This window comes from Priestia sp. VA7 (assembly GCF_055710015.1).
Map to the genome: position 1 here is coordinate 533,146 of NZ_JBVQPN010000003.1, position 14,439 is coordinate 547,584.

The window sequence follows — 14,439 nt, forward strand, 5'->3', positions numbered from 1 at the left end:
ATGAAACAGCAGCTAGCAAAAAAAAGATGGCTTCGATTAATTCCTATCGTATTTATTACGTATAGCCTTGCATATTTAGACCGTGCAAACTATGGGTTTGGAGCAGCGGCAGGGCTGGCAGAAGATCTTCATATTACGCCAGGTATTTCGTCTTTATTAGGGTCGCTCTTTTTCTTAGGTTATTTCTTTTTCCAAATTCCAGGCGCTCACTATGCTGAAAATAAAAGCGCCAAAAAGCTGATTTTTTGGTCTCTGATTTTATGGGGAGCACTTGCTACAGCTACGGGTATGGTAAGCCACGTCGGATTTTTGTTTGTTATTCGATTTGCTTTAGGAGTAGTTGAAAGTGCCGTTATGCCTGCTATGCTGGTATTTTTAAGCCACTGGTTTACAAAAGCAGAACGTTCTAGAGCCAACACGTTTTTAATTTTAGGAAACCCGGCAACCGTTCTTTGGATGTCTATTGTTTCTGGGTATTTGCTAGAATCGTTTGGCTGGAGATGGATGTTTATTTTAGAAGGTTTTCCAGCTGTTATTTGGGCATTTTTATGGTGGAAACTAGTAAATGACGAGCCAAAAGATGCAGGATGGCTGTCAAAAAAAGAAAAAGCAGATTTACACGATGCACTGCAAAAGGAACAAGAAGGAATCAAACCTGTTAAAGGCTATAAAGAAGCTTTCAAAAATCGTACTGTCATTTTATTAAGCATTCAATATGCTTTATGGAGTATCGGTGTCTACGGATTTGTTATGTGGCTTCCGTCTATTATTAAAGCAGCGCCTAACATGAGTATAGTGAAAACAGGTTGGTTAGCGTCCGTTCCTTACGTATTAGCAGTTATATTAATGTTAACGGTTTCATATCTGTCAGATAAGTTTTTAAAACGAAGCGCATTTGTATGGCCGTTCTTATTAGTAGGAGCGTTTGCTTTTTACGGATCTTATTTAGTTGGCACAAGCAACTTCTGGCTTTCTTTTACTTTACTCGTTATCGCCGGAGGAACGATGTACGCTCCGTACGGACCGTTCTTTGCAATTATTCCTGAAATTTTACCGCGTAATGTTGCCGGAGGAGCAATGGCTTTAATTAATAGCATGGGCGCACTTGGTTCATTTGCCGGTTCTTATATTGTAGGATTTTTAAATGGATCAACAGGAGGATTTGGCGCTTCATATATCTTTATGGCTGGATCATTATTCCTTGCGGCAGTTTTAACCATTGTCGCAACGAAAAAGCCAAGAGAAGTTCAAAGTGTAAAGCCAGTCGAAACAACGGCTTAATGTAACGATAAAAAAGGAGAATTGAGATGCATATTGAGAAAATTACAAGTAGCGGTATTGTAGCGGTCATTCGAGGAGCAAGTGCTGAGCGAATTATTCCGCTTGCCTACGCATTAAAAGAAGGCGGAGTAACAAACCTAGAAATTACAATGGAAAACCCTGCTGCTGTAGAGGTTATTAAAGAGTTGAAAAATGAATTTGACGACTCGATGTTTATTGGAGCAGGAACTGTTCTAGACGAAGAAACAGCACGAATTGCTATTATGGCGGGAGCGTCATTTATTTTTTCTCCTACGGTTAATGAACGAACAATTAAAACGGCTAAAAGATACGGTGTCATTAGCGTTCCGGGTGCTTTTACACCAACTGAAATACTAACAGCCTATGAATGCGGTGCAGATATGATTAAAGTTTTCCCGGCAAGCGTAGTAGGCCCCGCTTATTTTAAAAATATAGCAGGACCGCTTCCTCATATTCCATTAATGCCAACGGGCGGCGTTACGGCTGAAAATGCGGGCGCTTATATTAAAGCTGGTGCAGCTGCTATTGGGGCAGGAAGCACATTAGTGGATGGAAAGCAGCTTCCAACTCCTGAATACTTACGTCAAGTAACAAAGGAAGCGAAGCGTTTTACTAATGAAATTCAAGAAGCTAGGCTTGCGTACGCTTAATAAATAAAGCCTTCTGCTAGCAAGAAGGCTTTTCCTTTTTCGTTTTTTTCGTTTACACTAGGAGTAGCATAATTTTAGGGATTGAATGAAAAGGGCGGATTATGATGCAAAAAGTTACTATGCTGGACGTTGCAAAAGCAGCAAATGTCTCCAAAAGCACCGTATCACAATACATTAACAAACGGTATGAATATATGGGCGAAGAAACACGAAAGAAAATTAAAGAAGCGATTGATACACTCGGCTATCAGCCCAACTATCTAGCACGAAGCTTAAAACAAAAGCGAACGTCAATGATTGGGATTATTGTCGCGAATATTATGCACAGATTTTCTACTGAAGTCATTCGTGCAATTGAAGACTATTGCCATTCACAAGATATACATGCCATCATCTGTAACGCAGATGATGACCCTGATAAAGAAAAGAAATATATTAATATGTTAAAAGCAAAGCAAGTAGATGGCCTTATTTTATTTCCAACGGGAGCCAATACTTCTCTTTATGAGCAGATGATCAAAGAAGAATATCCAGTTGTTATTATGGATCGCAAAATTCACGATGTAAAAGGAAAAATTCCATCCGTAGTGGCGAACAACCAAGAAGCCACAAAACAGGCTATTTTGCATCTCCTCGAGCTGGGACATAAGCATATAGCAATTATTACAGAACCATTAACTATTACACCTCGGATTGAACGTATAGAAGGGTACAAAGAAGCGTTAACATTAGCCAATATGCCTGTAAATGAATCCATGATTATCAACTGCAAAAAAGCGGACATGCAAAAAGCGCTTGAGAAGCTATTTGCAGCCGATAATCCGCCCACAGCGCTGCTTGCTGGAAACGATTTAGTATTCATTGAAGTGCAGAAATTTATTAAACAACACGGATTTAATATCCCAAATGATTTATCTTTAATTGTTTATGATAATATTCCTTACGCAGATGTAGCAACGCCTGCTGTTACGACGATTTCGCAGCCCGCTTTTGATATGGGAACAAAAGCAGCAGATTTACTTATTAAACAAATTTTGAAAGAAAAGATAGCTTATGAAGAATACCAGTATGAGTGTGAATTAATTATTCGAGAAACAACTTTGTCGCATTAAGCTAAAAAGAGCGCCTATGGCGTGCTCTTTTTAGCTCATCAAAATATTGGTTTTTTTTTATGCAGTTACTAAACCGATTTAGTAAAAAGTGAGGAGAAAAAATATGAAGATACAATTAGCATTAGATCGCGTCACAATTGAAGAAGCTATTATCCTTGCCAAGCTGGCAGAACCCTCTGTTGATTGGATTGAAGTAGGTACATCTCTTATAAAAGAGTATGGAATTGAAAGCATTTATAAAATCAAACAGGCATTTCCGCACAAGACGATTGTAGCAGATATCAAAACGATTGATAACGCAGAGTATGAGTTTACAATGTGCTATCAAGCAGGAGCAGATATAGCAACGGTCATGGGTGTATCACCTTTACCTACGATAGAGACGTGCGCAAATGTCAGCGAAAAATGGAATAAAAAAATGATGGTTGATTTATTAAACACGTCAAGCAGCTCGCAAAAGCAAGTAAGTATTTATAGAAACGCTATTTTTTGCCATCATATCAGCAAAGATGAGCAAGAAAAAGAAGGAAAATCGCTGAGTCAAATAAATTTGCGGCAATATTTTCATTCAGATGCCCAAATAGCAGTAGCAGGAGGAATTAATCCAGCCTTAGCAGCATTATTACTTCAAATGAAAGCGGACGTCGCGATTATTGGATCAGCGATTACAAAAAGTGCGGATGTGGCAAAGTCATCTGCTAAATTTCAAAACTTATTTATGAGCAGGGGGAACGTATGATGACAAAAACACAAACGATTTTAGACGAAATTACGGCCGTAATGAATCACATAAAAGAACCGCAAATAGAAGAAGTAGCGTTTTCACTTTACCAAGCAAAACGAATTTTTGTTATAGGCGAAGGCCGCTCTGGGTTAATGGGCAAATCATTTGCGATGAGACTGATGCATTTAGGTGCGACAGTATATGTTGTAGGGGAGACCATTACTCCTTCGATTGCAGCAGGTGACGTGTTGGTGGCCGTATCTGGTTCAGGAAAAACACAGCAAGTGGTGAGTGTAGCAAAAAAAGCGAAAGAGGTAGGATGTTCAGTTATCGGCATTTCAGCTAGTACAGAATCACCATTAACTGCTCATACTGACGAGCTTTTACACATTCCCGCTGCAACCAAATATCGAAGTGAAAATGAAGCAGCTTCCATTCAGCCTTTGGGCTCGTTATTTGATCAATGTGCTCACGTTGTATTTGATACCATTTGTTTAGAATACGGGAATTTGAATCACACGAATCATGAACAGGCGTTTAAGCAGCACAGCAATTTAGAATAAGAGGAAAGAGGCTAGAACAAAAGTAGGTTATTTAAAAGAAAATCCGAACGATGAATCGAGATTCTTGATAAAGAATCACATTCGTTTGGATTTTTTCATTGGTATCGGTGAGCGTAGGTTTCATGGGTGTAGTTGCTTCTAGCTGTTGATTGAATCGAGATAGTTATGTCTCATCTCCTTTGATACAGGCAAGTCTAAGTCTGAACGTTGACTTCACTTCAAAGTAAATAACAGCATTTTTATGCTGAAATTGCTATAATATACAAGCCGGTACATATACTAAGGCGACTGAAAATAAAGGAGTTTTGATTAATGAAAAAAATAAAATTAATTTCACATAACGATTTAGACGGGGTAAGTCCGGCACTATTGGGTCGGTTAGCGTTTGGCGATGACAACTTTGATTACAGCACGGTAAGCATTGGCCGCATTAATGACACAGTGACACATTTTATTGAAGAAGAAAACGATGGAGACACAGCTTTATACATAACGGATATTAGCGTGAATGAGGAAGTAGCGGAAAAATTAAATGAACTGGTAAAAAAAGGCCAAAAAATCACTCTTATTGACCATCATATCTCTGCTCTTCCACTAGCTGAGAAATACGATTGGGTTCATGTTATTGCAGAAGACGAAAACGGTAAAAAGACGGCAGCTACATCTCTTTTCTACGACTACTTAGTGCACAACAACATGCTCCAAAAAACGGCGTTGCTTGATGAGTACGTAGAACTTGTGCGCTTATTTGATACGTGGGACTGGTTCCATGAAAATAACTTGAAAGCAAAGCGCCTTAATCACCTATATTATCTAATCCCGCATGAAGAATTTAAAGAAACTATTCTAGAAACGCTTCGTGAATCGTACCATACTGAAAATCAAGAATTTACGTTTACGGACAAACATGAAATTTTACTAGAAGCAGAAGAAAAAAAGATTGAAAAATACATTTACGACAAGCAAAAACAAATCATAAAAGAAAGGGTTGAAATTGATAACACAGCGTACAACGCAGGGATTGTATTCGCAGATACATATCAGTCTGAGCTAGGAAATGCACTGTGTCTAGAAAACGAAGATATCGACTTTTCCGTTATGGTAGACATGGGACGCCAAAAAATTGGCTTCCGTGCAGTAAAAGACGAAATCAACTTAGCAGAAATTGTTGGGCACCTTGGAGGAGGAGGTCACCCAAAAGCTTCTGGATGCAAGTTAACGGCTGAAACGTTTGCTCTTTTCGTCACGGATCACTTGTTTAAAGACGAAGAAAAAAGTGAATAAAGCGTATAAGGAGGAGATGATATGTCGTTTAAAGATTTAGTTGTTGTTGTTACCGGAGCTGCGAACGGAATAGGTAAAGATGTATCCCGCGCATACGCGAAACAAGGAGCAAAAGTGGTATTGGCAGATGTGGACGAAACCGAAGGAGAGCGTCACGCAGAAGCTATTCAAAGACAAGGCGGAGAAGCCATTTTTGTCAAAACAGACGTCCGAAAAGAAGGCGACATTTTAAATCTCGTTGAAAAAACGGTCAGTACGTATGAAACGATACATATTTTGATTAATAATGCAGGCGTTTCCCGCTGGAAATCACCGTATGAGCTAACCATTGATGAATGGGATGACATTATCAATACGAACCTGCGCAGCGTGTTTCTATGCTCTCGCGAAGCAGCTAAGGTGATGAGAAAAAACGAAAGCGGAGGCTCCATTGTAAACTTAGCTTCTACAAGAGCTACAATGTCTGAACCTCACACAGAAGCCTATGCTGCTACAAAAGGAGGAATCGTTGCTTTAACTCACGCACTTGCCATTTCACTTGGTGATGACAATATCACAGTAAACGCTATTTCTCCAGGATGGATTGAGACATCTGACCACGATGGCCTTCGTGAAATCGATCATGCGCAGCATCCGTCTAATCGGGTGGGAACGCCAGCCGATATCTCAAGAGCGTGTATGTACTTAACAAACGTCGAAAATGATTTTGTAACAGGAGCTAACCTCGTAGTAGACGGGGGAATGACGCGAAAGATGATTTATGAACATTAAGCATCTAAGAAAAAAGACTGCCGTATTTAGCAGTCTTTTTTCATATAATCAAGAAAAGAAAAAGATAATAATTTTTGCTTGACAGAACAAAATAATCATTGTAAAGTAAGTTACATAAAGTAATTAAATTTCAATTAATATTTTTTTAGTTTAATATCTCGAATTAGAGATATAATAATTCATTATATCTTGTTTATCTCCTTTTATCAGGGGGAAGGGTATAAACATGCAATTTAAGCTTAAAAAACAAACAATTAGGAGTGTGGAAAATGGGTTTTTTAGATAAATTATTTGATAAATCAAGTGATCAACAACAGGTTGGAAAAGATTTTTATGAAGCGATTAAAAACCGACGTTCTATTTATGCAATTGATAAAAATGTAAAAATATCAGAAGAAAAAATTGAAGAAGTTATTAACTTTGCGGTGAAACATACTCCTTCAGCATTTAATTCCCAAAGCGCACGCGTAGTCGTTTTATTTGGCGAACAGCATGATAAAGTATGGGATATTACGAGAGAAACGCTTCGTAAAATTGTTCCAGCTGAAAATTTTTCAGATACGGATCAAAAAATGAACTTATTCGGAAGCGGCTATGGAACAGTTCTTTTCTTTGAAGATCAAGAAGTAGTTGAAGGATTGCAAAAGCAGTTCGCATCTTACAGCGAAAATTTCCCGGTTTGGTCTAACCAATCATCAGGCATGCTGCAGCATGTGATTTGGACAGCGCTTGAGCTCGAAGGCCTAGGAGCAACATTACAGCATTACAATCCATTGATTGACGATGAAGTAAAAGCAGCTTGGAATATTCCAAGCTCATGGAAATTAATTGCCCAAATGCCATTTGGTAATCCTGTGTCACCTGCGGGAGAAAAAGAATTTCAACCGCTAACTGAACGTGTAAAAGTATTTAAATAAGCAAAATAAGAGGTACGGACAAAATTATTTTAGTTGAAGCAAAATCCGAACGATTCATCGTTCGGATTTTTTCATTGGTATGGCAAGCGTAGGTTTTGCGTATGTAGTAGCTGCTTCTAGCGGTTGATTTCGTTATGTCTCAGCCTCTTTTTTTGATAAATAGTTTGAATATTCTTTTATGTTTAACCTAAGAAAAATGCGGTTAAATAGGAGGAGTAGTCCTCAAATCTTCTGTGGAATTTATGCGCTATACATAAGCAATTCAACGATGTTTTACAAAAAAATAAAGTTTTTAACTTGGTTTTTTAGAGAATATTTGTTAACATATCCACTTGTGAGGTCTTAGTAAGAGGAGGATGATGTAAAGAATCCCATATCGGACGCAAGGGCGTAGATATGTGGAGTGGGAATTTTAAAGGAGGATTTTATGTCTGATCAAGGAAATCAAGGAAAATTTAAAAAATCAATATCGTTACTTGACCTAACGTTAATTGGGATGGGAGCTATTTTTGGTTCCGCCTGGTTATTTGCGGTTAGTAACGTAGCGTCAAAGGCTGGGCCAGCCGGAAGTTTTTCGTGGCTGATTGGCGGAGTCATTATTTTACTTATCGGTTTAGTGTATGCTGAACTTGGAGCAGCGCTGCCACGTACCGGTGGAATTATCCGTTATCCGGTTTACTCACACGGTCATTTAGTGGGTTACTTAATTTCATTCATTACCATTATTGCTTACACTAGTTTGATTGCTATCGAGGTAACGGCTGTACGTCAGTATGTTGCTTTTTGGCTTCCTGGTCTAACTAAACATGGTTCTGAATCGCCTACTACAGTCGGCTGGTTATTTCAGTTCGCGTTATTAACACTATTTTTTATCATTAACTACGTAAGTGTAAAAGCATTTGCTAAGTCAAATGTTATTATATCTGTGTTCAAATATGCGGTTCCTCTTACAATTATCGTCGTGTTGGCTTATCACTTTAAATCAGCTAACTTTACAACTGGCGATTTTGCTCCGTTTGGTTTTAATGGTATCCAAGCAGCCATTTCAACAGGTGGCGTTATGTTTGCTTACCTAGGACTTCACCCTATTGTTTCTGTAGCCAGTGAAGTTAAAAACCCGCAGCGTAATATTCCAATCGCGCTCATTATCTGTATTGTACTTTCAGCGATTATTTACACAGCACTGCAAGTATTGTTCATTGGTAACATCCCGGCTGATATGCTATCAGGAGGATGGGGAACAATTCAAGAGCAATTCTCTTTACCATTTAAAGATATTGCACTTATTTTAGGCCTTGGCTGGTTAGTAACGCTTGTTATTTTTGATGCTATTTTATCACCAGGCGGTAACGGGAACATCTTCATGAATACAACTTCTCGTTTAGTTTATGCTTGGTCTCGTAATGGAACACTATTTAAACGTTTCTCAAAAGTAGATAAGAAAACAGGAATTCCACGTGCGTCACTATGGCTATCATTTGGAATGTCCGTATTCTGGACACTGCCATTTCCTTCTTGGGAAGCGCTAGTAAACGTATGTTCAGTGGCACTTATTCTGTCTTATGCGATTGCGCCAATTTCAGCTGCTGCATTCAGAGTAAATGCAAAAGATCTTAAAAAACCTTTTAAATTAAAAGGCATGAGCGTTATTGCTCCTGTATCATTTATTTTCTGTTCATACATCGTATATTGGTCAGGGTGGACGACAATTTCTTGGCTGCTAGGATCACAGCTTCTAATGGTTGTTATCTACGTAGCGTTTAAGAAATACGTACCAACTGACGTTGTAAAATTTGCACAGCAGCTTAAATCTGCTTGGTGGCTAGTTGCTTATTATATTATTATGCTTGTTATCTCTTATTTAGGTTCATTTGGTGGAGGACAAGGTGTGCTAAGCAACCCGCTTGACTTAATTTTAATTGCTCTTGTTTCACTTGGTATTTTCTACTGGGCGAAATACACAGGTTTACCAAAAGCAGTTATCGATACAGATGATTAATAAAAAAACACGGCATGAATTCATGCCGTGTTTTTCGCTTGTATAGGGGGTGTACTCTATTTACTTATCAAACAGCCACGTTTTTAATATAGCAGCATACTCACGAAAGTAGGCTTGAAGTTTAATTGAATTTGGTGTCTTTGCACCTAAAGGATAAACGTCAAAACCTTGACGTTTAGCAATAATAGAGGCGCGAAATAAATGAAAATCACTGCTAACAAGGACGACTTTTTTGTGTTGAATATCAACTTTCTGTTTAGTAAAAGTAAAATTCTCAAAAGTAGAAGTTGACTGATTTTCTTTTATAATTCGATTCTCTTTAATTCCTTCTTTCCGCAGAAAACGATAGGCTGCCTCTGCTTCAGAAATTGCTTCATCGGATCCTTTTCCGCCCGTTACGATAACTTTTGTTTGTTGATGTGCTTGTAAATAAGATAAAGCCGTCTTTACTCGTTCTTTTAAACTAGGAGACATTTTGTCACCATCTACTTTAGAACCTAAAACGAGCACATAATCTGCGTTTTGCGGAACAGGCTTGTGAGCAGTTTGATACATACAAAAAGATATAATTGCTATATAAAGAACAAGAGAACCAATAAAGGTATAAATCATTTTTTTCTTCAACTGTGAGCACCTTCCTAGCTATTTCATAAGATGTTTGGAAAATAATTGTTATTATAGCATACGAGACCCAAATAAGTATAAACACAGTAATATATAATAATAGAAGAAAATCGTTATTGTGAATGGTTATAAAATTCGTTACAATAAAGAATAAATGATTTTAAAAGTGCCTCTAAGGAGGATAATAGGGAAATCGGTGTAAATCCGGTGCAGCCCCCGCTACTGTAAATGTGGATGAACCTGCAAAGACCCACTAGTCAAACTAGGAAGGGTGCAGAAGTAAAACGAAGCATAAGCCAGGAGACCTGCTTTTAAAAACCCCTTATTTTTCGGTGGGAGAAATAAGTCAAGACAATGTGTTAATGAGCGCATGACCAAACCTTGACTTTTACAGTTAAGGTTTTTTTATGTGGTAGGGAGTGGGAAAAGTGAAAAAAGGAAAACCGCTTATGATTCAAGGAACGCACTCAGACGCTGGAAAAAGCATGATTGCTACAGCATTTTGCCGTATTTTTAAAGAAGACGGCTATCAAACTGCACCGTTTAAATCGCAAAATATGGCGCTTAATTCATACATTACAATGGATGGAAAAGAAATTGGCAGAGCGCAAGGAATTCAAGCAGAAGCGGCTGGAGTAGAAGCAACAACCAATATGAACCCTATTTTAATTAAACCAACTCGTGATCATGAATCTCAAATTGTCGTTCACGGAAAACCGCTACGTAATATGTTTGCTTTTCAGTATCGGCAAGAATTTTTTAATGAAGGTTTGAACGTTATCACGGAAGCTTATAAAGAGCTTGCCAATCATTATGATCGAATTGTGATTGAAGGTGCTGGAAGTCCTGCCGAAGTCAATTTGAACGATCGGGAACTCGTAAATATGCGTGTTGCAAAAATAGCAGAAGCGCCTGTTGTGCTAGTAGGAGATATTGATAAAGGTGGCGTTTTCGCGAGCCTAGTGGGTACTCTTCAATTGCTTCCAGATGAACACAAGTCTAGAGTTATCGGGGTGTTAATTAATAAATTCCGAGGAGATTTAGAACTTTTAAAACCAGGTTTGAAGTGGTTTGAAGAATACACGGGTGTTCCGGTTCTAGGAGTTATTCCTTATATGAACAACGTGGAAATTGATGCGGAAGATTCGTTATCACTTAGAAATTACTCAACGCTTGTGAATCCGTTAAAAGAAATTGATATTGCGGTCATCTCGTACCCGCGCATCTCAAATTTTACAGACATCGATCCTTTAAGCTTAGAAGAAGACTGTCACGTGAGGCTTGTAACCAAGCCGTCGCAATTAGGTACGCCTGATTTAATTGTTTTACCAGGAAGCAAAAATACGATTGAAGATGCGCAGTTTTTACAAGAAAGCGGCCTGGATCTAGCCATTAATCAAGTATTGAACACAACGAACGTTCACGTCATTGGCATCTGCGGAGGATATCAAATGCTAGGGGAGACAATTACAGACCCTGATGCAGTAGAATCTCGGATTGAATCCATTAAAGGGCTGGGCTTGCTTCCAGTGGAAACGGTTATGACAACCAGCAAAAAAACAGAAAGAGTTGCTGGGTATGTCCAGCTAGAAAGTGAAAGAGTTTCGATTGAAGGCTACGAAATTCATATGGGAAAGACGATTTCTAAGAGCACCACGGAAGCTTTTGCAGTGGTAGAGCATGAAAAAGAAGGAACGGTTAAAGACAACGTCATTGGCACGTATGTTCATGATGTGTTTCATAATGATGCTTTGCGCAGAGCTTTGCTTAATCAAATTCGTAAACATAAAAAATTGCCGCCTATTACGGACACATTCAACAGTCGCCTGCAAAAAGAGGAATCTTTTTCAAAAGCAGCAGCATATGTGAGAGAAGCCGTAGATATGGAAAAGCTGTATCAGTTAATAGACAACTATAAAAGCCCGGAGCAAACACAAAAAGTATAGCTTGTAGAGGCTTTCGCTTGTTTTTTTGCCGAGAACTTTAGTACGCTATTCTACGTTGCCTAGTTCAACAGTCTAGCACTCGTAACAAATAAAAGATGATTGTTTCCAACTTAATGCATGGTGGAAGCATGGTTTATGGACAGGAAAATGAATGGTTAATGTAATATAAAACATCACGCCTCGTTTCCTAGAGGAGCTGAACGTATTGATTTTTAAACGTATTTTTTTTAACAAAGCATCTATTTTATACATAGTCAGTTTATTTATTGTATGTACTTCGGTAATTATGGGCGTATTTATTGGTACAGTTTCGTTAACCGTAGGAGATACAATCAAAATTATTATTGGCCACCTTACCGGGCTATCCTTATATCACGGTCCCGAAAACATGGATTTAATCATTTGGCAAATTCGTTTACCAAGAGTACTGGTGGCATTTTTAGTAGGAGCTTCGCTTTCAATAGCAGGGGCTGCCTTTCAAGGGCTATTAAGAAACTCTCTTGCTGATCCTTATACGATTGGGGTTTCCTCAGGTGCAACCCTTGGCTCTGTCATGGCAATTTATTTTCATTGGAGTATTTTTGGTTTGTCTATCTTCACGCTGCCTGTAGTCGGCATTGTATCTGGTTTTATTACTCTTCTTTTAGTTTTTGGTATTACGAAACTCGCAAGCGGCAATTTGGCCAATGAAACCATCATCTTAGCGGGGATTATTTTATCATCCTTTATGAGCGCGCTTATTTCATTAATTGTGGCTCTTTCTCCCGAAGAAGATGTAAGACAGGTTTTATATTGGCTAATGGGAAGCGTATCAATGAGAGGATGGTCTCATATTCAAATTTTAGGGCCGTTCTTTTTGATTGGTACAATTATGCTGTTGTTACATGTAAAAGAGCTGAACGGCTTAGCATTTGGCGATCAATCCGCTCAGTTTATGGGAATAGACGTAAAGAAGAAAAAAAGAATGATTTTAATAGGTGCATCCGTATTAACAGGGGCTGCGGTATCAGTATCTGGGGCAATTGGATTTGTTGGCTTAGTTATCCCCCATGTAGTGCGTCTCGTAGCGGGAGCTAATCATAAGCATGTACTGCCGCTTTCTATTTTAATTGGAGGAAGTTATTTGGTTTTAGCAGATTTATTGGCACGAACGATATTAGAACCTCGTGAACTGCCGATTGGAGTCGTAACCGCCTTAATTGGTTCGCCAATCTTTACCCTGCTCCTTGTAAAAGAACGTATGCGGAAAAGAGGAATATCATGATTGAACTATATAATGTGACAGGAGGATACGATAGGCAGCAGCCGACCGTTCGTGACATCACGTTCACCGTAGACAAAGGTTCTTTTGTCGCTTTACTAGGACCAAATGGAAGCGGGAAAACAACGCTTATTCGCTTGATTATGAATGTATTAACCATTCAATCAGGCGAAGTGAAGGTAGAAGGAAAGTCAGTGAAGGCTTATTCACCAAAACAGCTGGCGCAAAAAGTTGCAGTCATGACGCAAGAAAATCAAATTGGGCTAGAATTTACGGTTCAAGAAATTGTTTCACTTGGACGTTACCCTTATCAGGCAAAAGGATTGTTTAGCACTGTATCAGCACAGGATGAAGAAGTGGTGGAAAGCGTGATGAAATTAACAAACGTTTGGCACTATAGAAATCATACTTTTCAATCGCTGAGCGGTGGAGAAAAACAGCGGGTTTTACTGGCTAAAGCACTGGCGCAAGAACCTGACTACTTACTTCTTGATGAACCAACGAATCACTTAGATGTAAAACATACAATGGAACTGCTTCAGCTGTTAAAAACGTTACAGCAGGAAATGAGCTTAACGGTTCTGGCCATTTTGCATGATCTCAACATCGCCTCGCTGTTTGCAGATAATGCTGTGTTACTGAAAGATGGAAGAGTAGAAGAAACGGGGATGGATGCTATTTTTCAGGATGCAGCTACGTTAAAAAGAGTATATGGGGTTGATTTGCATGTATTTCACCATCCCGCTGTGAACAAGCGGCAAATTGCTTTTGTGCCGCCGTATCAATATCCAGAGACGGACTTTCATGAGTTATATCAGTTACAAAAGGAACCGGGCAACCTATGTTTATCCTTTGTTCGTCCTTTGAGAACTCTTTCACTGGGTTCAAATGAAACAGGCCTAGACTGGTGTCAAGAAATTGTTCAACAGCAAAGCAGTGCTAACGCGGCGTGGAAATCTGCGTCTTTATCCAGTCATGAAGTTCGCTTAAAAGACGATAAAGGTTACTCGTGGCTGGCTGTGCTGACACATGGACAAAAAGAGAATGAAATGAATATTGTTCTACTAACAAATACACCGCTTTCGGACGCGAACTTACTTCATGCTGCGATGAAGGTAATTGAGTACCGGGCTTTCTTAGGGAAAACAGGACGTATTGCTGTAGCATCATCTCATCATAAAGAAGAAAATCAAGAAGAAATTTCAGAGTTCTTAATGGAACGCCTCCAAAAAGAATTACAACTATTTATGGAAACAAAAATGACCGACAATTGCTTTAAATAAGCA

The 14,439-nt window shown here is 38.8% G+C and carries 13 protein-coding genes and 1 riboswitch; of the genes, 12 read left to right on the forward strand and 1 reads right to left on the reverse strand.

Annotation, left to right across the window (positions count from 1 at the left end):
• From AC0C45_RS15505 to AC0C45_RS15545, 9 genes are all read left to right on the forward strand, one after another.
• Positions 1–1,281, forward strand: coding sequence for an MFS transporter (locus AC0C45_RS15505; RefSeq protein WP_034650899.1), 1,281 nt, complete (start codon positions 1–3; stop codon positions 1,279–1,281).
• A 26-nt stretch (positions 1,282–1,307) separates the two neighbouring features.
• Positions 1,308–1,952, forward strand: coding sequence for a bifunctional 4-hydroxy-2-oxoglutarate aldolase/2-dehydro-3-deoxy-phosphogluconate aldolase (locus AC0C45_RS15510; protein WP_013083742.1), 645 nt, complete (start codon positions 1,308–1,310; stop codon positions 1,950–1,952).
• A 101-nt stretch (positions 1,953–2,053) separates the two neighbouring features.
• Positions 2,054–3,064, forward strand: coding sequence for a LacI family DNA-binding transcriptional regulator (locus AC0C45_RS15515; protein WP_472928247.1), 1,011 nt, complete (start codon positions 2,054–2,056; stop codon positions 3,062–3,064).
• A gap of 103 nt (positions 3,065–3,167) precedes the next feature.
• Positions 3,168–3,803: a 3-hexulose-6-phosphate synthase gene (gene hxlA, locus AC0C45_RS15520; RefSeq protein ID WP_171777026.1), complete on the forward strand. Its 636-nt coding sequence runs from the start codon at positions 3,168–3,170 to the stop codon at positions 3,801–3,803.
• On the forward strand, positions 3,803–4,351 hold the full coding sequence (hxlB, locus tag AC0C45_RS15525) for a 6-phospho-3-hexuloisomerase (RefSeq protein ID WP_047932281.1): 549 nt from the start codon (positions 3,803–3,805) through the stop codon (positions 4,349–4,351). The genes hxlA and hxlB overlap by 1 nt, the downstream gene beginning before the upstream one ends.
• A 312-nt stretch (positions 4,352–4,663) precedes the next feature.
• Complete coding sequence (locus AC0C45_RS15530; RefSeq protein ID WP_237892479.1) at positions 4,664–5,635, forward strand: DHH family phosphoesterase; 972 nt, start codon at positions 4,664–4,666, stop codon at positions 5,633–5,635.
• A gap of 21 nt (positions 5,636–5,656) precedes the next feature.
• Complete coding sequence (locus tag AC0C45_RS15535; protein WP_472928248.1) at positions 5,657–6,406, forward strand: SDR family oxidoreductase; 750 nt, start codon at positions 5,657–5,659, stop codon at positions 6,404–6,406.
• A gap of 269 nt (positions 6,407–6,675) precedes the next feature.
• The gene (locus AC0C45_RS15540; protein WP_034650914.1) at positions 6,676–7,323 is read left to right on the forward strand and encodes a nitroreductase family protein; all 648 of its coding nucleotides are present in this window, start codon (positions 6,676–6,678) and stop codon (positions 7,321–7,323) included.
• Between the two features lie 427 nt (positions 7,324–7,750).
• Entirely contained in the window at positions 7,751–9,322 is a 1,572-nt protein-coding gene (locus tag AC0C45_RS15545; protein ID WP_013083735.1) for an APC family permease, read from the forward strand.
• A 60-nt stretch (positions 9,323–9,382) separates the two neighbouring features.
• On the opposite strand, the gene AC0C45_RS15550 is transcribed toward AC0C45_RS15545, so the two are convergent.
• Positions 9,383–9,946: a YdcF family protein gene (locus AC0C45_RS15550; RefSeq protein WP_034650916.1), complete on the reverse strand. Its 564-nt coding sequence runs from the start codon at positions 9,944–9,946 to the stop codon at positions 9,383–9,385.
• A gap of 147 nt (positions 9,947–10,093) precedes the next feature.
• Positions 10,094–10,273: riboswitch (cobalamin riboswitch) on the forward strand.
• Between the two features lie 92 nt (positions 10,274–10,365).
• Here AC0C45_RS15550 and AC0C45_RS15555 point away from each other — a divergent pair.
• From AC0C45_RS15555 to AC0C45_RS15565, 3 genes are all read left to right on the forward strand, one after another.
• Complete coding sequence (locus tag AC0C45_RS15555) at positions 10,366–11,892, forward strand: cobyric acid synthase (protein ID WP_034650917.1); 1,527 nt, start codon at positions 10,366–10,368, stop codon at positions 11,890–11,892.
• A 205-nt stretch (positions 11,893–12,097) separates the two neighbouring features.
• Positions 12,098–13,156 carry a FecCD family ABC transporter permease gene (locus AC0C45_RS15560; protein WP_472928249.1) on the forward strand — a complete coding sequence of 353 codons (1,059 nt, stop codon included), beginning with the start codon at positions 12,098–12,100 and terminating at the stop codon, positions 13,154–13,156.
• The gene (locus AC0C45_RS15565) at positions 13,153–14,436 is read left to right on the forward strand and encodes an ABC transporter ATP-binding protein (protein WP_047932282.1); all 1,284 of its coding nucleotides are present in this window, start codon (positions 13,153–13,155) and stop codon (positions 14,434–14,436) included. The genes AC0C45_RS15560 and AC0C45_RS15565 overlap by 4 nt, the downstream gene beginning before the upstream one ends.
• The last annotated feature ends 3 nt before the right edge of the window (positions 14,437–14,439 follow it).

Excerpts from the sequence above, each read along its gene's own strand:
- AC0C45_RS15505 (WP_034650899.1), top strand. The coding sequence starts at position 1 with ATGAAACAGCAGCTAGCAAAAAAAAGATGGCTTCGATTAATTCCTATC.
- AC0C45_RS15510 (WP_013083742.1), top strand. The coding sequence starts at position 1,308 with ATGCATATTGAGAAAATTACAAGTAGCGGTATTGTAGCGGTCATTCGA.
- AC0C45_RS15515 (WP_472928247.1), top strand. The coding sequence starts at position 2,054 with ATGATGCAAAAAGTTACTATGCTGGACGTTGCAAAAGCAGCAAATGTC.
- hxlA (WP_171777026.1), top strand. The coding sequence starts at position 3,168 with ATGAAGATACAATTAGCATTAGATCGCGTCACAATTGAAGAAGCTATT.
- hxlB (WP_047932281.1), top strand. The coding sequence starts at position 3,803 with ATGACAAAAACACAAACGATTTTAGACGAAATTACGGCCGTAATGAAT.
- AC0C45_RS15530 (WP_237892479.1), top strand. The coding sequence starts at position 4,664 with ATGAAAAAAATAAAATTAATTTCACATAACGATTTAGACGGGGTAAGT.
- AC0C45_RS15535 (WP_472928248.1), top strand. The coding sequence starts at position 5,657 with ATGTCGTTTAAAGATTTAGTTGTTGTTGTTACCGGAGCTGCGAACGGA.
- AC0C45_RS15540 (WP_034650914.1), top strand. The coding sequence starts at position 6,676 with ATGGGTTTTTTAGATAAATTATTTGATAAATCAAGTGATCAACAACAG.
- AC0C45_RS15545 (WP_013083735.1), top strand. The coding sequence starts at position 7,751 with ATGTCTGATCAAGGAAATCAAGGAAAATTTAAAAAATCAATATCGTTA.
- AC0C45_RS15565 (WP_047932282.1), top strand. The coding sequence starts at position 13,153 with ATGATTGAACTATATAATGTGACAGGAGGATACGATAGGCAGCAGCCG.